Here is a 16,427-nt window from a genome sequence, read left to right on the forward strand (position 1 = left end):
GCCGGGGATGACCGGAGTTTTATCGGCACGAAGGCACGCCGTCTTTAACGATCTTCAGGTGCCGATCAGCGCAGTCCGAGCACGTCCTGCATGTCGAACAGGCCATTGCGGCGGCCGCGCAGGAAGCGCGCACCGCGCAACGCACCACGGGCATAGGAGACACGGCTTCCCGACTTGTGGGTAATCTCGATGCGCTCGCCGATACCCGCGAACAGCACCGTGTGATCCCCCACCACATCGCCGCCGCGGATGGTCGAGAATCCGATGGTCTGCTCGTCGCGCACGCCGGTCACGCCCTCGCGACCATAGATGGCACAGGTTTCCAGATCGCGCCCCAGTTCACGGGCAACGATCTCGCCCATGCGCAGGGCGGTGCCCGACGGCGCATCCACCTTGAGACGGTGATGGGCCTCGATGACTTCGATATCGTAGCCTTCGTCGAGGATGCGCGCGGCCACCTCGAGCAGCTTGAACACCGCGTTGACGCCCACCGCCATGTTGGGCGCGAACACCACCGGGACCGACTCGGCAGCCTGGGCGATCCGGGCCTTCTGCTCGGCCGAAAACCCGGTCGTGCCGATCACCATCGCCTTGCCCTGGCGTTCCACCTCGGCCAGATGGGTCAGGGTCCCCTCGGGCAGGGTAAAGTCGATGACGCAATCGGCCGCCTGCACCGCAGCGGCGATGTCATCGGTGATCGTGACCCCGGCCGGCTGACCGATCAGCTCACCGGCATCGCGGCCGACGAACGGACTTCCCGCCCGGTCGAACACCGCCGCGAGTTCCACGTCGGGTGCGTCGAGGCAGGCTTCGATCAACATCCGCCCCATGCGTCCGCCGCCACCGGCGACGGCAATCTTCAATTTGTCTTCACTCACGCTTACTGCTCCGTCTTGGCCGGTTTGTCTGCGTCGGCCCCATCCGGCGACGCGGCGCTGGCACTCAGATCGAGTTCGCGAATCCGGCTCTTGGGCGCCTCGGCGGTCGCATCCGGGTTGGCGGCGGTCACGTCCCCGGCCACCCGCGCGAGCTTGTCGTTCTCGAAGTACAAGGTGACGATGCGCTGCTCCGTCTCGCCATAACCGGGTTTGAAGCGGTAGACGTAATCCCAGCGGTCGGCATGGAATACATCGGTCAGCAGCGGCGTGCCCAGCGCGAAGCGGACCTGCTCGCGACTCATGCCTTTCTTGAGCTGGGAAATCATGTCCTGGGTGACGAAGTTGCCCTGGCGGATGTCGAGCCGATAGGGGCGAAGCTTTTCGGTGACGCCACATCCGGCAACGGTCAGTAAGACGGCAGCGGCAATCAACGCACGGGCAAGAAAATCAGGCATAAGGGTCGGTCGCTCGGTGGCGGCGGAATCAGCCGCATTCTCAGAAAGGGGCAAAAAATATATCATACCGCTCAGCTCGACTTTCCGTGACCTCGCCGTCACGCGGACCGGACACCGAAATGCCCAACAATTCCCAGAGCCTGAAAAGCATCGGCCTGAAGGCAACCTTTCCCCGACTCAAGATTCTGGAGCTGTTCCAGCACACGGAGCAGCGCCACCTGACGGCCGAGGATGTCTATCGCCTGCTCATGGACGAGAGCATGGATATCGGGCTGGCCACGGTCTATCGCGTCCTGACCCAGTTCGAGCAGGCGGGCCTGCTCGAACGCCATTTCTTCGAGTCGGGCAAGGCGGTCTTCGAACTCAACGAGGGCGGTCATCACGACCACCTGGTGTGCGTCGAATGCGGTGCGGTCGAGGAATTCTACGACCCGGAAATCGAGAAACGGCAGAACCTGGTCGCCCAGGAGCGTGGTTTCGTGGTCAAGGAGCACGCCCTGTATCTGTACGTCGAGTGCAAGCGCGAGCAATGCCCGAACCGGGAAAGCGCCAAGAAATAACCCGGCCTCCCCACAGGTACGATCTTGCTCGAAGCGTTTCTCACGTCCACCGCCCTGGTCGCGGTGGCCGAAATCGGTGACAAGACCCAGCTGCTGTCGTTCATGCTCGCCGCCCAGTTGCGGCGACCGTGGCCGATCCTCTGGGGCATTCTCGTCGCCACCGTGCTCAATCACGCCCTCGCGGCGGCGGCCGGGCGCTGGCTGGCCGGATGGATTCCCGCGCACTGGCTGCAGTGGGGACTGGCGGCGACCTTCATCGCGTTCGGCCTCTGGGCACTGCGCCCCGACACGCTGGACGAAACAACGACCACGCCCCCGGCCCACCATCGCTGGCGGATCTTCCTGATCGCGCTGGTGGCCTTCTTCGTGGCCGAGATCGGCGACAAGACCCAGTTCGCCACCGTCGCCCTCGGCGCCCGCTTCGATGCCCTTGCCTGGGTCACCGCGGGCACGACGCTGGGCATGATGATCGCCAACGTGCCGGCGGTGCTCATCGGCGAGCGCCTGGCCGAACGCCTGCCGGGTGAGCTCATGCGCCGGATCGCCGCCGCCGGCTTCATCCTCACCGGCATCCTCACGCTGCTGGCCTGATCAGGCCGGCTGACGCTGCAGCATCTCGGCGGCGTGCCGGCGCGTCGTCTCGGTGATCTCGACGCCACCGAGCATGCGCGCGATCTCGTCCACCCGGCCGTTGTCGTCGAGCGCCATGACGCGACTGAGCGTCTCCCCCGCCACCTGCTGCTTGGCGATGGACCACTGCCAATCCGCGCAGGCCGCCACCTGCGGCAGATGGGTCACGCACAGCACCTGGCGCTGCTGCCCCAGGTCCTGGAGCATGCGCCCGACGATTTCGGCGACGCGACCACCGATACCCACATCGACCTCATCGAAGATCATCGTCGGTGTGGCCGCCGCGCGGCTGGTGATCACCTGGATGGCCAGACCGATCCGCGACAGCTCGCCGCCGGAGGCCACCTTGGCCAGCGGCCGCAGCGGCTGGCTGGGGTTGGCGGCGACCCGGAACTCGATGCGCTCGTCGCCGTGGGCGCTGCCCTCCGGCTCGGGGACCAGCGTCACCTCGAACGCACCGCCGCCCATGGACAGGGTCTGCATGGCGGCGGTGACCTGCTCGCCCAGCTGGGCGGCCACGGGAGTGCGCGCCTCGCTCAATCCACGGGCCAGATCCCGGTAGGCGGCTTCGGCCTCGGCCACGCGCGCGGCCAGCTTGTCCGGGTCCGCCGCCTCGCTCAGATCGGCCAGCTGCGTCGCCAGCCGCTGGTGCAGCCCGGCCAGTTCCTCGGGGGCCACATGATGCTTGCGCGCCACGTCGGTCACGGCGGCGATGCGCGCATCGAGCTCCGTGAGCTGCTCCGGATCCACGTCGATGCGATCGCGATAGGCGCGCAGCGCGTGCAGCGCCTCGTCGGCCTGGATCGCGGCGCCGTTGAGCAACTCCTGGGCGGCGGCCAACTCGCCGTCGATGCGCGCCATCTCGGCCACACGCACCGACAGACGCTCAAGCGAGGCGACGATGGGCGCCTCGCCCTCCTCGAGCGCGTCGATCGCGCTCGAGGCGCCTTCGATCAGGCCGGCGGCATGACTGAGGCGCGCATGCTCCTGATTCAGCTGCGCCCATTCCTCGAGCGAAAAGCCCAGTTCGTCGAGCTCCTTGACCTGCCAGCCGAGCAGCTCGCGCTCGCGCTGCACCCCTTCGGCATCCGCTGCCGCCTGGGCCAGCGCCTGGCGGGCGTCCTGCCAGTGGCGCCAGGCACGGGCGACGTCGCGCGCCAGGGTCTCGAGACCGGCATAGCGGTCGATCAGTTCGCGCTGCGCGTCGCCCCGCAAGAGCGCATGATGGGCATGCTGGCCATGGATGTCGGCCAGCCATTCGCCGACCTCGCGCAGTTGGGTCAGGGTGGCGGAGGTGCCGTTGATCCACGCCCGCGACCGCCCGGCGCTATCGACCACGCGGCGCAGCAGCAAGCCCTCCTCGGCGTCGATCATCTGCTCGTCGAGCCAGGCCTTGAGCGGGGGGGCATCGGGCACGTCGAACTCGGCGACGATCTCGGCGCGGCTCTGAGCGGCACGTACCACGCCGGATTCGGCGCGATCGCCCATGACCAGCCCGAGCGCGTCGAGCAGGATGGATTTGCCCGCGCCGGTCTCCCCGGTCAGCGCGCCGAAGCCGGCGGCGAAATCGAGTTCGAGCGAATCGACGATGACGAAATCACGGATACTCAGGCGACGCAGCATGGTGGACCGGGGGGCGAGAAAATCAGGGATGACGCGGCGAGGCGCTCCAGTGGAGCTTTTCGCGCAGCATGGCGAAGTAGCTGTAGCCGGGCGGATGCAGCAGACGGATGCAGTTTGCCGAGCGGGCCACCCGGATGCGGTCGCCGGCGCGCGCATCGAAACGTTCCTGGCCGTCGAAGTGCACGCTGGCATCATGCGGTGCGAGCAGCACGATGTCGATGGTGCAGCTGTCGGGCAGGGTCACCGGCCGCGCGGTCAGGGTATGCGGGCACAGGGGCACGAGGGCGATTCCGACGACGCTCGGATGCAGGATGGGACCGTTGGCCGACAGCGCGTAGGCGGTGGAACCGGTCGGCGTCGACACGATCATGCCGTCGGAGCGCTGGGTATAGACGAATTCGTCATCGATGCACACATCGAATTCGATCATGCGGCCCAGGTCGCCCTTGTTGACCACCACGTCGTTGAGCGCATTGGTGTGAAAGACCCGCTGCCCGCCACGCAACACCTCGACCTCGAGCATGAAGCGGGACTCTTCCTCCGCCTTGCCGGCCAGGATCGCGTCGAGCGCGGCACGGGCATCCTGGCGCGCCACGTCGGTCAGAAAGCCGAGCCGCCCCTGGTTGATGCCCACCAGCGGCACATCGAAGCCGGCCAGCCGGCGCGCCGCGTTGAGCATGGTGCCGTCGCCACCGACCACGACCGCCAGGTCCGCCTGGGCGCCGATCTCTTCGTAGGAGCTCACCGCATGGGCAGAGGCGAGCCCGGTGGAACTCGCCGTGCCCTGTTCGATTCGAACCTTCAGGTCGCGCTCCTGCAGCAGGCGGGCCACCTCCACGAGGGTTTCGGCAACCTCGGGGCTCTGGTATTTGCCAATCAGGGCGACGGTTTCGATGGACATGCGCATATTGCGCAGATTAAACCACATCTCGTGTGGCGATTCGATGCCGCCCCCGCGGCACGACATGCACCGCATCGCGCGCTTTGCAGCATCCTCAGACTTACTTAGAATCCGGATTCAATGGCACACGACGCTGAACACACTCCCCTGGACGAACGCTCGCGCGTCCTGCTGCGTACGCTCATCGAGCGCTACATCGCGGAAGGACAGCCGGTGGGTTCGCGCGCCCTGTCGAAACACTCGGGCCTCGACCTGTCGCCGGCCACGGTACGCAACGTGATGTCCGATCTGGAGGAGATGGGCTTCATCGCCAGCCCGCACACCTCGGCCGGGCGCATTCCGACACCGCGCGGCTACCGGCTGTTCGTCGACCGGCTGCTGCGCGTGCGGCCGCTGCACGCCAATCTGCTGCACGAGCTCGAGGGCCATCTGCAGCCCGATCAGCCGCAGCGGCTCATTGGCGCCGCCTCCAACCTGCTCTCGCAGCTGACCCACTTCGCCGGGGTGGTCGTCGCCCCGCGCAAGGACGCCATCCGCATCCGCCAGATCGAATTCGTCCCCCTGTCGGACGAGCGCGTCCTGCTGATCATCGTCACCACCAGCGGCGACGTGCAGAACCGGATCCTCGCCACCAAGAAGAAGTACTCCTCGTCGGAGCTGGTCACGGCGGCCAACTACCTGAACGCGCACTACACCGGGCTCGATTTCGAGGCGATCCGCCTGCGTATCCAGGCCGAGCTCAAGCAGTTGCACAGCGACATGTCCGAACTCATGACCGCCGCCGTCGATGCCGGCACCGAAGCGGTCCAGGATTCCGCCTCCCAGTACGTGCTCTCGGGCGAGACCAACCTGCTCGACGTGGAGGAACTGTCCTCCAACATGGTGCGGCTGCGCGAGCTGTTCAAACTCTTCGATCAGAAGACCAGCCTGCTGCAGTTGCTCGACCTGTCGAACCGCGCCGACGGCGTGCAGATCTTCATCGGCGGCGAATCCGGCCTGGCCCCGCTGGACGAATGCAGCGTGGTCACTGCCCCCTACGAAGTGGACGGCATGGTGGTCGGCTCGGTGGGCGTGATCGGCCCCACGCGAATGGCCTACGAGCGCGTGATTCCCATCGTGGACATCACCGCCCGGCTGCTCTCCGGCGCGCTGTCGTCCCGCGCCTGAGCCCTGATTTTCACAACCTTCCAGGAGAACGATCCATGGCCCGCCTCCGGCCCGAGCCCCCGCACACCCACGGCCAGACGCCGCGCACCGGCGTGCTCGTGGTCAACCTCGGCTCCCCCGAAGCGCCGACGGCCGCCGCCCTGCGCCCGTACCTGAAGCAGTTCCTCTCGGACCCGCGCGTGGTTGAGATCCCACGCCTGCTGTGGTGGCCGATCCTGAACCTGATCATCCTCAACACACGTCCGGCCAAATCGGCGGAAAAGTACGCCAGCATCTGGACCGACGCGGGCTCGCCCCTGCGCGTGCACACCGAACGTCAGACCAAGATCCTGGCCGGCTACCTGGGCGAGGCCGGCCATCGCGACTGGGTGGTGCGCTGGGCCATGCGCTATGGCGACCCGGCGATTCGCGCCACGCTCGAGGAGATGCGCGCCCTGGGCTGCGACCGGATACTCGTCATGCCCATGTATCCGCAGTACGCCGGCAGCACCACCGGCAGCGTCATGGACGAGGTCGCCCGGGGCCTGCTCGAGTGGCGCAATCTGCCCGAGCTGCGCTTCGTGCGCAGCTACCACGATCATCCCGGCTACATCGCCGCGCTGGCGGATGCGGTGCATCGCCACTGGCAGCACAATGGCCAAGCCGAACGCCTCATCCTGAGTTTCCATGGGGTGCCGCGCTTCACCCTCGACAAGGGTGACCCCTATCACTGTGAATGCCACAAGACCGCGCGCCTGCTCGCCGAGGCGCTCGGGGAGGACGGCAAACGCATCCAGGTGACCTTCCAGTCCCGCTTCGGCAAGGCCGAATGGCTCCAGCCGTACACCCAGCCGACCCTCGAGGCGCTGGCGCGAGACGGGGTCAAATCGGTGGATGTGATGTGCCCGGGATTCGCCGCCGACTGCCTGGAGACGCTCGAGGAGATCGCCATGGAATGCAAGACGGCCTTCATCGCCCATGGCGGACGCCAGTTCAACTACATTCCGTGTCTGAACGAGGATGATGCGTGGATGCGCTGCCTGCGCGACATCGTCCTCGAACACGCCGGCCACTGGTGCCGGGACGATCCGCGACGTGGCGCAAGCGACCGCGGCACTGGCGCACAACATGCCCGCACGATGGGCGCCCTCCAATGAACTGGCGCCTGCTGGCCCGCTGGGCCCTCAACGCGGTGGCGCTGATGCTGGTGCCCGAGGTGGTGCACGACATGGCGGTCACCTCCTTCGCTGCGGCGCTGGTGAGCGCCCTGCTCATTGGCCTGGTCAACGCCCTGATTCGCCCCCTGCTGCTGCTCGTCACCCTGCCGATCACGGTGCTGACCTTCGGCATCTTCGCCCTCGTGATCAACGGCCTGATGTTCTGGCTGGTCTCGGGCCTCGTGGCTGGCTTCGTGGTCCCCGACTTCGGCACCGCGTTCTGGGGAGCGCTGGTGTACAGCCTCCTGACCGGCCTGGTGAGCCTCGCTCTGAGCGAGCCGCTACCGGTTCAGCGACGCTGAAACGACAAAGGCCGCCGGGATATCCCGACGGCCTTTGTCCATCATTCGTGGTCAGAGCGTAGCGGCCTTGGCCTCGGATTCGCGCCCCTCGCGCGTCCGCCGCGGGCGTCGGCGCACCGCCCCCGGGTCGAAGTGCCCGTCCAGTTTGCGCAAGGCCTCGTTGCGCGCGTCCAGCGCCCGCTGGAACGCACCGTCCTCGCCATACTTCTTCACCGAAAACTTGACCCGCTTGCGGCGGCCGTCGGGCAAGGGCCAGGAGGCGACCCAGAACCAGCGCTGCTTGTCTTCGGGCAGATCGCGCGTCTCCGAAGCGCAATAGCGGCACACGCCGACCACGCCGGAGCGATTGTTCTTCTTGCGGATGGAAGAATACTCCTGCATCGACAGGGGCGGATGAGCCGCGATCACCTCGTCGCGATAGGCCTTGGCCTCGGCGAAGGCCTTGCGCTTGCCGCCGAACACGCCGTCGCTGAAGTGCTTGCGGTAGATCACGCCCCGGCGCTGGATGGTGACGAGCCAGCCATGTGTCCGACTCGCCTCGTTGTCGACCCGGCTGATTCCATAGACGCTTCCTCTTGCCACTCCCGCTCCTCCGCTCTTGTTGGCTGGGGACATACGAAAAATGTCGGCCGCGAACGGAAAAACTTTACCGGCAGGGACGGAAGGGGATTGAAAGCCGACCGGCGGTCACCATCTCTTACCCAGACCCAACCGGGCGGACCGCATCGTCCGCACATCACGCGGGAGCCAGTCCTCATGAGTACCACTGTTCAAGTCGCCTGCCCGGCCTGTGGCGGGATCAATCGCCTGCCCGAAGCGCGCCTCGGCGAGCGGCCCAACTGCGGGCGCTGCCACCAGCCCCTGTTCACGGGCCAACCCATCGCTGCCGATGCCGACACCTTCGAGCGCCATGTGGGCCGCGGCGACCTGCCCGTGCTCGTGGATTTCTGGGCACCCTGGTGCGGCCCCTGCCGCATGATGGCCCCGGCCTTCGACGCCGCGGCGCGCACCCTGTCCCCCGATGTCCGCCTCCTGAAGGTCAATACCGAGGAACAGCAGGCGCTGGCGGCCCGCTACGCGATCCGCAGCATTCCGACACTCATCCTGTTCGAAAACGGTCGGGAGAAGGCGCGCAGCAGCGGCGCGATGAACGAATCGCAGCTGGTGCACTGGGTCCGCAGCCAGGGCTGACGGCAGCTCTCAGTCGTCGACCAACTGCAGATCGATCCCGGCGGCCATGCCCTTGCCCCGCGTGGCCTCGGGTGCATGCGCCCCCACGCTTTGCGCGAGCGCGGCAAGGCGCTTGGTCATGGTCGTGGTCAGGCGCGCGCGAAACGCCTCGAGGGTTTCTTCGGTCGCCAGCGCCAGCGCAGCCGGGCTGATCTCGAGGAAGGTGACGTCGCTCACCGAGGTGACGGTAAACATGTGCTTGTGATCGATGCCGTCGAGATACGCCGTCTCGCCGAAGGCCTCGCCAGCCTCGATCTCGCAGATGCGCTTGCCGCCGGCCGCCAGTTCGACGGTGCCCTCGATGAGCAGGCCGAAACGCTGGTCCTGGTCACCCTCGCGAACAAGGATTGTGCCGGCCTCGATGACCCGCCAGCGCGAGATGCGCAGCGCCTCCCACAGTTCGACGTCCTCGAACTCGGTGAAGAACGGCATCTTGCGCAACTGCCCGAAACGGCTCGTATCGGGCGGCACGAACTTGTCGTCGACGATCTTGTAGCGCACTGCCGACAGATCCTTGGCGAACTCGGCGCCGTTCTTGTAGCGCGAGTACAGATCCTTTTCCAGGGCCTTGCGGATGACCTGTTCCATGAGTTCGGGCAGATCCGGTTGCAACTGGCACACCGACGGCGGCTCGGCGTTGATGATCTTGTAGATCAGCTGTGCCGGGTTCTTGGCGCGGAACGGCAGACGCCCGGTCAACAGGTGGAAGAGCACCACCCCGAGCGAATACAGATCGGTCTTCTGGTTGAGCGGGTAGCTCTTGATCTGCTCCGGCGACATGTAGGCGGGCGAGCCGACCCCCATGATGAAGGTCGAATCGGTGTCCACCCGCTTGTTGATGTTCATCGCCAGGCCGAAATCCGTGATCTTCACGTTGTCGTTGTCGTCGACCATGATGTTGGCCGGCTTGATGTCGCGATGGACCACGCCCTGGCGATACGCGTAGTCGAGCGCCATGCAACACTTGAAGACGATCCCGATGGTGCGATGGATCGGCATCAGGTTGGCGAAGTCGCAGAACTTCTCCAGTGACTGCCCGGCAAAGTACTCCATGACCACGTAGGCGTACTTCTCTTCCACCACGCCGTCGAAGATGCGGATGATGTGCGGATGCTGGAGGCGGCTGGCGACCGATTTTTCCGCCTTGAGCAGCTTGAGCAGACGACGATTCCACTTGGCCTCGTCCTTCGACTTGTCGTCGAAACGGATGAACTTGAGCGCCACCGGCTCCGGGTAAACGGGACTTTCAGCGAGATAGACGGTCGCCGTCGCCCCGCGGCCCAGTTCCCGGATGATCCGGTAATTCCCGATCTGGCTCGGGATATCGCTCATCGCCCCTCCTGCATGAATGTGACACGCACCCATCGTGCGCATCAATTATGCCCCGCTTGGCGGCGCAATCCTATGGTAACGACCGGATCTCACTTTTTTTCAAGAATAGGCTTGAAAAGCCACCCCGTGCCCCAATGTACCGCTTCGTTGATCAAGAACCGAATTCAGGACGCGCTGATGCAAGAGAACAACCCGACCCAGCAAGCCCCGGACACCGAACCGCAGCAGGACGCCGCGGCCGAGCCGCAATCCAGTCACACCGACACCATGCCGAGCCTCCAGGAGGCCCTTCGGGCCGCCGAACTGAAGGCCGAAGAGCACCACGATGCCTGGCTGCGCGCCAAGGCCGAGACCGAAAACCTGCGCCGCCGCGCCCAGGAAGATGTGGAGAAGGCGCACAAGTACGCCGGCGAGAAGTTCGCTCAGGCCATGCTGCCGGTCAAGGACAGTCTGGAGGCCGCGCTCAACGCCGAGAACGCCAGCTTCGAGAACCTGCGCGACGGCGTGGAGCTCACCCTCAAGCAACTGGCCTCCGCGTTCGAGGGCGCGGGCGTCGAGATGGTCGATCCTGTCGGGGAGAAGTTCGACCCGAACGTGCATCAGGCCATCAGCGCCCAGCCCGACGACGGCGAACCGAACCGCGTGCTCACGGTGCTGCAAAAAGGCTACACCCTGCACGGCCGGGTCATCCGTCCGGCGCTGGTGATCGTCTCTGCCGCCAAGGGTTGAAAGGCCCCAGGCCGACCCCACATTGAAAACAGACGCAGGCCGGTGTTTCGGCCGATCCAAGAAATCAAGTCAAAGGAATCATCATGGGAAAAATCATCGGTATCGACCTGGGCACCACCAACTCCTGCGTGTCCGTGATGGAAGGTGGCAAGGCCAAGGTCATCGAGAACGCTGAGGGCGCGCGCACCACGCCGTCCGTGGTCGCCTACGCCGAAGACGGCGAGATCCTGACCGGCGCACCCGCCAAGCGCCAGGCGGTCACCAACGCCCGGAACACCCTGTTCGCGGTCAAGCGCCTGATCGGCCGCCGCTTCGAAGAGAAGGAAGTGCAGAAGGACATCGACCTGATGCCCTACACGATCTGCAAGGCCGACAACGGCGACGCCTGGGTGGAAGTGCGCGGCAAGAAGATCGCCCCGCCGCAGGTCTCCGCCGAAGTGCTGCGCAAGATGAAGAAGACCGCCGAGGACTACCTGGGCGAGCCGGTCACCGAAGCGGTGATCACGGTGCCGGCCTACTTCAACGACAGCCAGCGCCAGGCCACCAAGGACGCCGGCAAGATCGCGGGCCTCGACGTCAAGCGCATCATCAACGAGCCGACCGCTGCCGCGCTGGCCTTCGGCATGGACAAGAAGCCGGGCGACTCGAAAGTGGCCGTGTACGACCTGGGCGGCGGTACCTTCGACATCTCCATCATCGAAATCGCCGACCTGGACGGCGAGCACCAGTTCGAAGTGCTGGCCACCAACGGTGACACTTTCCTCGGTGGCGAGGATTTCGACCAGCGCATCATCGATTACATCGTCACCGAGTTCAACAAGGAACAGGGCGTCGATCTGAAGAAGGACGTGCTGGCCCTGCAACGCCTCAAGGAAGCGGCCGAAAAGGCGAAGATCGAGCTGTCCTCCGGTCAGCAGACCGAGGTCAACCTGCCCTACATCACCGCCGACGCCTCCGGGCCGAAGCACCTGGCCATCAAGATCACCCGCGCCAAGTTCGAGTCGCTGGTCGAGGATCTGATCGAACGCTCCATCGAGCCGTGCCGCATCGCCATCAAGGATGCCGGTCTCAAGGTCGAGGAGATCGATGACGTGATCCTGGTCGGCGGCCAGACCCGCATGCCCAAGGTGCAGGAGAAGGTCAAGGCCTTCTTCGGCAAGGAACCGCGCCGCGACGTGAACCCGGACGAAGCCGTGGCCATCGGCGCCTCCATCCAGGGCGGCGTGCTCCAGGGCGACGTCAAGGACGTGCTGCTGCTCGACGTGACCCCGCTGTCGCTCGGTATCGAGACCCTCGGTGGCGTGATGACCAAGCTCATCCAGAAGAACACCACCATCCCGACCAAGGCGAGCCAGGTGTTCTCCACCGCCGACGACAACCAGTCCGCCGTGACCATCCACGTGCTCCAGGGTGAGCGCGAGATGTCCGCCGGCAACAAGAGTCTGGGCCAGTTCAACCTCTCCGACATCCCGCCGGCCCCGCGCGGCATGCCGCAGATCGAGGTCACCTTCGACATCGACGCCAACGGCATCCTGCACGTGTCGGCCAAGGACAAGGCCACCGGCAAGGAGAACAAGATCACCATCAAGGCCAACTCCGGCCTGTCGGACGACGAAGTCGAACGCATGGTGAAGGACGCCGAAGCCCATGCCGAGGAAGACAAGAAGGCCCATGAGCTGGTCGACGCCCGCAACCAGTGCGACACCCTGATCCACTCGATCAAGAAAGCGCTGGGCGAGCATGGCGACAAAATCGACGCCGACGAGAAAGGCAAGATCGAAGCGGCGCTGGCCGAAGCCGAAGAAGCCATGAAGGGCAACGACAAGGACACCCTCGTGGCCAAGACCGAAGCCCTCGCCCAGGCCAGCCAGAAGCTGGGCGAGAAGGTGTATGCCGACGCCCAGGCCGAGGCGGGCGCAGCCGGTGCGGCCGGTGGCGACACCGGCGGTGGCAAGGCCGACGACGCCGATGTCGTGGATGCCGAGTTCACCGAAGTCAACGACGACAAGAAGTAATCCGGAACCTCGCCCATCCCGGCCGGACCGAACTGCACCCTCCGTGCAGGCCGGTCCGGCCGCGCCACGACAGAGCAAGCTGGAACTGAGCAATGGCCAACAAGCGTGATTATTACGAAGTGCTGGGCGTCAATCGCGACGTCGACGAAGCGGACCTGAAGAAGGCCTATCGCAAGCTGGCGATGAAATACCACCCGGACCGCAATCCGGGCAATGCCGAGGCGGAGGAACACTTCAAAGAAGTCAAGGAAGCCTACGAGGTGCTGTCCGACGGGGACAAGCGCGCCGCCTATGACCAATACGGCCACGCCGGCGTGGATCCGAGCATGGGCGCCGGGCCCGGCGCGCGGGGCTTCGACGGCTTCGCCGACGCCTTCAGCGATATCTTCGGCGACATCTTCGGCGGCGGCGGCCGCGGCGGGCGGTCGAACGTCTACCGTGGCGCGGACCTGCGCTACAACCTCGAAATCTCCCTGGAAGAGGCGGCCCGCGGCGCCGAGAAGACCATCCGCATCCCGACCCAGGAACATTGCGACGCCTGTAGCGGTTCGGGCGCCAAGCCCGGCACCCAGGCCAAGCCCTGCCCCACCTGCGGTGGCGCCGGCCAGGTCCGCATTCAGCAGGGTTTCTTCTCGATCCAGCAGACCTGCCCGAAATGCCACGGGTCGGGTTCGTACATTCCCGAACCGTGCACCACCTGCCATGGCGCCGGCCGGGTGAAGAAGCAGAAGACGCTGGAAGTCAAGATTCCGGCGGGCATCGACGACGGCATGCGCCTGCGTCACGGCGGCCATGGCGAGCCGGGCATCAATGGCGGCCCCGCCGGCGATCTCTACGTGGAGATCCACATCCGCGCGCACTCGGTGTTCCAGCGCGACGGCGACGACCTGCATTGCGAAATGCCGATCAACTTCGTCACCGCGGCGCTCGGTGGCGAGATCGAGATTCCCACCCTCGACGGCATGGCCCGCATCAAGATCCCGCCCGAGACTCAGACCGGCAAGGTCTTCCGCCTGCGTGGCAAGGGCATCAAGAACGTGCGCAGCCATGTCCAGGGCGATCTGATGTGCCACGTGCTGGTGGAGACGCCGGTCAAGCTCACCGACCGCCAGAAGGAGCTGCTGGAGGAATTCAACACCATCGCGCTCGAGAATGCCGACCGGCAGAACCCGAAAGCGAAGTCGTGGATGGACAAGGTCAAGGAGTTCTTCCAATAGACGCCGCCAGTCACGACCACCGGCCCGGGCCACGCCCGGGCTTTTTTGTCGACGCGCCCCTGGCACATCGCGCTCAAGTTGGCCGATGACGCTGCCGTAGTCCCATCAGTACATGCGCAAGTGCCGATCGGCCTGTCATCATGCCGCAGTGCGACTCGCTCATTTCGTTCGATTCAACGCACCCATCGCGAAGCAACAAAAACACATACGAGACTATGCGATACGACATTCTTGGCCGTAGCTTGCTGGCGCTGGCGGCGAGCGCCCTGTTTTCCTTTTCCGCCCATGCCGACCCCGGGGTGACCGACACCTCGATCCATCTGGGCATGTCATCCCCCTTCTCCGGCCCCAACGGCGAGTACGGCATCACCATGCGCACCGGTGTCGAGGCCGCGCTGGCCGAGGTGAACGCGAAGGGCGGTGTCAACGGGCGCAAGATCACGCTCACCGCCCTCGACGACGGTTACGAGACCGAACGCAGTGTCGCCAACACCCACAAGCTCATCGAGAACGACAAGGTCTTCGCCCTGATCGCTTACTACGGTTCGAGCCCGACCACCGCCGCCATGAAGGTGTTCAGTGCCGCGCAGGTGCCGCTGGTGGGCACCATCAGCGGCGCCGGCACCCTGCGCGATCCGGTCAATCGCTACATGTTCAACCTGCGCGCCAGCTATGCCGACGAGACCGCTGCCATCGTCAAGCACCTGCTGGGCATCGGCATCACCAACATCGCGGTCTTCTACCAGGACGACGGCTTCGGCAAGTCCGGGCTCGACGGCGTGACCCGTACGCTGGCCGAGCATGACCTCAAGCCCAGTGCGGTCGCCGCCATCGCACGCAATGCCACCGACGCCTCCGCCGCGGTCAAGACCATCGCCGCAGCCAACCCCCAAGCGGTCGTCATGGTCACCCTGCTCAAGCCGACCGCCGCCTTCGTCACCGCCATGCACGCGGCCGGGCAGCAACCCCAGTTCGTGACCCTCTCGCCCATCGGCGCCGATCTGCTGGTCAAGGACATGGGTGCCGACAAGGCCCGCGGCATCGGCATCACCCAGGTCATGCCCTATCCGTGGAACGACGCCCTGCCGCTGGTTCGGGACTACAGGCATGCGATCGGCGTGGTCGACAAGACCGCGGAACCGTCCTACTACGGACTCGAAGGCTATGTCGCCGGACGCGTCATGATCGAGGCGCTCAAGCGCATCAATGGCGAACCGACCCGGGAAAAACTCGTCGCCGCACTGGAGCAGGCGCCCATCGACCTGAAGGGTTTCAGGGTGCAGTTCACACCGGACAACCATTCCGGCTCGCGCTTCGTCGAACTGACCATCCTCGGACGCAACGGCCAGATCCTGCGCTGAACCCGAGTTCAGGGTCTGCATCATCGAAAACGGGCGCCCCGGTCGGGGCGCCCGTTTTATTCGAGTGGCGATGAAATCGCCGTAAATCCGTCAGAAACCGCCGGTTTCCGCTTCCACTTCGAGCGCATCGATGTCCGCCCGCATGACCGCACTGCCCGGCGCTGGGGGCATGAGAATGCCTTCACGCTTGAAAGCCGCCACCACCCGACTCGCCGTCTCCACCGTGATCCCGAGAATGGCGGCAATGTCCGCCGAGGCGAGACGGATGATCTGGGTGCATTCTCGCGAGGTCCGCAGACGCAGGAGCAAGCGCGCCACGCGCACCCGCGCCGGTGCGCTGCCGGCGGTCAGCTCGGCCAGCCACACCTGCGCCTCGGTGAGCGCGTCCGCCGCTTTCTCAAGCATGCGCTCGGCCACGCCCGGGTCGAGCGACTTGAGCTTGTCCACGGAGGCGAGCGGCAGGCGGCAAATGCGTACCGGCCCCACCGCGATCGCAGAAGCTTCGTAGTCGCGCCCGCTGAGCACCTCGAGCCCGGCCAGATCCCCGGGCTTGACGATGCGCACGATGCGCGCGGAGCCGTCGACACCGTGACGCACCAGCTTCACGGCGCCCTCACGCACGGTGTACAGCGCCTCACTGCGGGCCCCCTGATGGTAGAGCACTTGCTTGGAGGCACAGCGCAGGTCGTCGAAACAGTCCTGCACGATGGCGATCTGCTCGGGTTTGAGTACCGAAAACAGCGCAGAACGACGCACCGGGCAGGTCGAGCAGTCGGTGTGCCCGATCCAGTGTGCAGAAGAAGCCGAACGCGTCATGGGATCAGATTGTGG

At 65.6% G+C, this 16,427-nt stretch carries 17 protein-coding genes; 10 read left to right on the forward strand and 7 right to left on the reverse strand.

The features are described from left to right. Nucleotides 1–65: 65 nt before the first annotated feature. Nucleotides 66–878 (reverse strand): 4-hydroxy-tetrahydrodipicolinate reductase, encoded by an 813-nt coding sequence (gene dapB, locus G3580_RS11225; protein ID WP_228720642.1) that lies wholly within the window; start codon nucleotides 876–878, stop codon nucleotides 66–68. Nucleotides 879–880: 2 nt separating this feature from the next. Further along, nucleotides 881–1,333, reverse strand: a complete 453-nt coding sequence (locus G3580_RS11230; protein ID WP_173765546.1) for an outer membrane protein assembly factor BamE — start codon at nucleotides 1,331–1,333, stop codon at nucleotides 881–883. Between the two features lie 119 nt (nucleotides 1,334–1,452). On the opposite strand from G3580_RS11230, the gene fur reads away from it, so the two are divergent. Beyond that, nucleotides 1,453–1,893, forward strand: coding sequence for a ferric iron uptake transcriptional regulator (gene fur / locus G3580_RS11235; RefSeq protein WP_173765549.1), 441 nt, complete (start codon nucleotides 1,453–1,455; stop codon nucleotides 1,891–1,893). 24 nt (nucleotides 1,894–1,917) lie between these two features. Beyond that, complete coding sequence (locus G3580_RS11240; protein WP_217424470.1) at nucleotides 1,918–2,484, forward strand: TMEM165/GDT1 family protein; 567 nt, start codon at nucleotides 1,918–1,920, stop codon at nucleotides 2,482–2,484. Here the strand turns inward: G3580_RS11240 and recN are convergent, their stop codons facing one another. Both recN and G3580_RS11250 read right to left on the reverse strand, forming a co-directional pair. After that, the gene (recN, locus tag G3580_RS11245) at nucleotides 2,485–4,146 is read right to left on the reverse strand and encodes a DNA repair protein RecN (protein WP_173765551.1); all 1,662 of its coding nucleotides are present in this window, start codon (nucleotides 4,144–4,146) and stop codon (nucleotides 2,485–2,487) included. It abuts the gene before it with no gap. 22 nt (nucleotides 4,147–4,168) lie between these two features. Continuing rightward, complete coding sequence (locus tag G3580_RS11250) at nucleotides 4,169–5,053, reverse strand: NAD kinase (RefSeq protein ID WP_267313333.1); 885 nt, start codon at nucleotides 5,051–5,053, stop codon at nucleotides 4,169–4,171. 114 nt (nucleotides 5,054–5,167) lie between these two features. Between G3580_RS11250 and hrcA the strand changes: the two genes are divergently transcribed. Genes hrcA through G3580_RS11265 form a run of 3 tightly spaced genes read left to right on the forward strand, consistent with a single transcriptional unit; the run spans nucleotide 5,168 to nucleotide 7,712 of the window. Then, complete coding sequence (gene hrcA, locus G3580_RS11255; protein ID WP_173765555.1) at nucleotides 5,168–6,214, forward strand: heat-inducible transcriptional repressor HrcA; 1,047 nt, start codon at nucleotides 5,168–5,170, stop codon at nucleotides 6,212–6,214. A 35-nt stretch (nucleotides 6,215–6,249) separates the two neighbouring features. Continuing rightward, nucleotides 6,250–7,350 (forward strand): ferrochelatase, encoded by a 1,101-nt coding sequence (hemH, locus tag G3580_RS11260; RefSeq protein WP_173765557.1) that lies wholly within the window; start codon nucleotides 6,250–6,252, stop codon nucleotides 7,348–7,350. Then, on the forward strand, nucleotides 7,347–7,712 hold the full coding sequence (locus G3580_RS11265; RefSeq protein WP_173765561.1) for a phage holin family protein: 366 nt from the start codon (nucleotides 7,347–7,349) through the stop codon (nucleotides 7,710–7,712). The genes hemH and G3580_RS11265 overlap by 4 nt, the downstream gene beginning before the upstream one ends. 51 nt (nucleotides 7,713–7,763) lie before the next feature. On the opposite strand, the gene G3580_RS11270 is transcribed toward G3580_RS11265, so the two are convergent. Beyond that, nucleotides 7,764–8,294 carry an AP2 domain-containing protein gene (locus G3580_RS11270; protein ID WP_173765563.1) on the reverse strand — a complete coding sequence of 177 codons (531 nt, stop codon included), beginning with the start codon at nucleotides 8,292–8,294 and terminating at the stop codon, nucleotides 7,764–7,766. Between the two features lie 174 nt (nucleotides 8,295–8,468). Here G3580_RS11270 and trxC point away from each other — a divergent pair, with 174 nt between their 5' ends. Beyond that, nucleotides 8,469–8,903, forward strand: a complete 435-nt coding sequence (gene trxC, locus G3580_RS11275; protein ID WP_173765565.1) for a thioredoxin TrxC — start codon at nucleotides 8,469–8,471, stop codon at nucleotides 8,901–8,903. A gap of 9 nt (nucleotides 8,904–8,912) precedes the next feature. Here the strand turns inward: trxC and G3580_RS11280 are convergent, their stop codons facing one another. Further along, the gene (locus tag G3580_RS11280; RefSeq protein WP_173765567.1) at nucleotides 8,913–10,274 is read right to left on the reverse strand and encodes a serine/threonine protein kinase; all 1,362 of its coding nucleotides are present in this window, start codon (nucleotides 10,272–10,274) and stop codon (nucleotides 8,913–8,915) included. 177 nt (nucleotides 10,275–10,451) lie between these two features. Here G3580_RS11280 and grpE point away from each other — a divergent pair, with 177 nt between their 5' ends. The 4 genes from grpE (at nucleotide 10,452) to G3580_RS11300 (ending at nucleotide 15,596) form a co-directional block, all read left to right on the forward strand. Next, nucleotides 10,452–11,003: a nucleotide exchange factor GrpE gene (grpE, locus tag G3580_RS11285; protein ID WP_173765569.1), complete on the forward strand. Its 552-nt coding sequence runs from the start codon at nucleotides 10,452–10,454 to the stop codon at nucleotides 11,001–11,003. An 83-nt stretch (nucleotides 11,004–11,086) separates the two neighbouring features. Further along, nucleotides 11,087–13,018: a molecular chaperone DnaK gene (dnaK, locus tag G3580_RS11290; protein WP_173765571.1), complete on the forward strand. Its 1,932-nt coding sequence runs from the start codon at nucleotides 11,087–11,089 to the stop codon at nucleotides 13,016–13,018. Between the two features lie 92 nt (nucleotides 13,019–13,110). Then, nucleotides 13,111–14,235, forward strand: coding sequence for a molecular chaperone DnaJ (gene dnaJ, locus G3580_RS11295; protein WP_173765573.1), 1,125 nt, complete (start codon nucleotides 13,111–13,113; stop codon nucleotides 14,233–14,235). 215 nt (nucleotides 14,236–14,450) lie between these two features. Next, complete coding sequence (locus G3580_RS11300) at nucleotides 14,451–15,596, forward strand: ABC transporter substrate-binding protein (RefSeq protein ID WP_173765575.1); 1,146 nt, start codon at nucleotides 14,451–14,453, stop codon at nucleotides 15,594–15,596. A 90-nt stretch (nucleotides 15,597–15,686) separates the two neighbouring features. Here G3580_RS11300 and G3580_RS11305 read toward each other — a convergent pair whose 3' ends face one another. Beyond that, nucleotides 15,687–16,412 (reverse strand): Crp/Fnr family transcriptional regulator, encoded by a 726-nt coding sequence (locus G3580_RS11305; protein ID WP_173765577.1) that lies wholly within the window; start codon nucleotides 16,410–16,412, stop codon nucleotides 15,687–15,689. Nucleotides 16,413–16,427 lie beyond the last annotated feature (15 nt).

The organism is Nitrogeniibacter mangrovi (assembly GCF_010983895.1).
Taxonomy (GTDB): domain Bacteria; phylum Pseudomonadota; class Gammaproteobacteria; order Burkholderiales; family Rhodocyclaceae; genus Nitrogeniibacter; species Nitrogeniibacter mangrovi.

Excerpts from the sequence above, each read along its gene's own strand:
- G3580_RS11230 (WP_173765546.1), bottom strand. The coding sequence starts at position 1,333 with ATGCCTGATTTTCTTGCCCGTGCGTTGATTGCCGCTGCCGTCTTACTG.
- fur (WP_173765549.1), top strand. The coding sequence starts at position 1,453 with ATGCCCAACAATTCCCAGAGCCTGAAAAGCATCGGCCTGAAGGCAACC.
- recN (WP_173765551.1), bottom strand. The coding sequence starts at position 4,146 with ATGCTGCGTCGCCTGAGTATCCGTGATTTCGTCATCGTCGATTCGCTC.
- G3580_RS11250 (WP_267313333.1), bottom strand. The coding sequence starts at position 5,053 with ATGCGCATGTCCATCGAAACCGTCGCCCTGATTGGCAAATACCAGAGC.
- hrcA (WP_173765555.1), top strand. The coding sequence starts at position 5,168 with ATGGCACACGACGCTGAACACACTCCCCTGGACGAACGCTCGCGCGTC.
- hemH (WP_173765557.1), top strand. The coding sequence starts at position 6,250 with ATGGCCCGCCTCCGGCCCGAGCCCCCGCACACCCACGGCCAGACGCCG.
- G3580_RS11265 (WP_173765561.1), top strand. The coding sequence starts at position 7,347 with ATGAACTGGCGCCTGCTGGCCCGCTGGGCCCTCAACGCGGTGGCGCTG.
- trxC (WP_173765565.1), top strand. The coding sequence starts at position 8,469 with ATGAGTACCACTGTTCAAGTCGCCTGCCCGGCCTGTGGCGGGATCAAT.
- G3580_RS11280 (WP_173765567.1), bottom strand. The coding sequence starts at position 10,274 with ATGAGCGATATCCCGAGCCAGATCGGGAATTACCGGATCATCCGGGAA.
- grpE (WP_173765569.1), top strand. The coding sequence starts at position 10,452 with ATGCAAGAGAACAACCCGACCCAGCAAGCCCCGGACACCGAACCGCAG.
- dnaK (WP_173765571.1), top strand. The coding sequence starts at position 11,087 with ATGGGAAAAATCATCGGTATCGACCTGGGCACCACCAACTCCTGCGTG.
- dnaJ (WP_173765573.1), top strand. The coding sequence starts at position 13,111 with ATGGCCAACAAGCGTGATTATTACGAAGTGCTGGGCGTCAATCGCGAC.
- G3580_RS11300 (WP_173765575.1), top strand. The coding sequence starts at position 14,451 with ATGCGATACGACATTCTTGGCCGTAGCTTGCTGGCGCTGGCGGCGAGC.
- G3580_RS11305 (WP_173765577.1), bottom strand. The coding sequence starts at position 16,412 with ATGACGCGTTCGGCTTCTTCTGCACACTGGATCGGGCACACCGACTGC.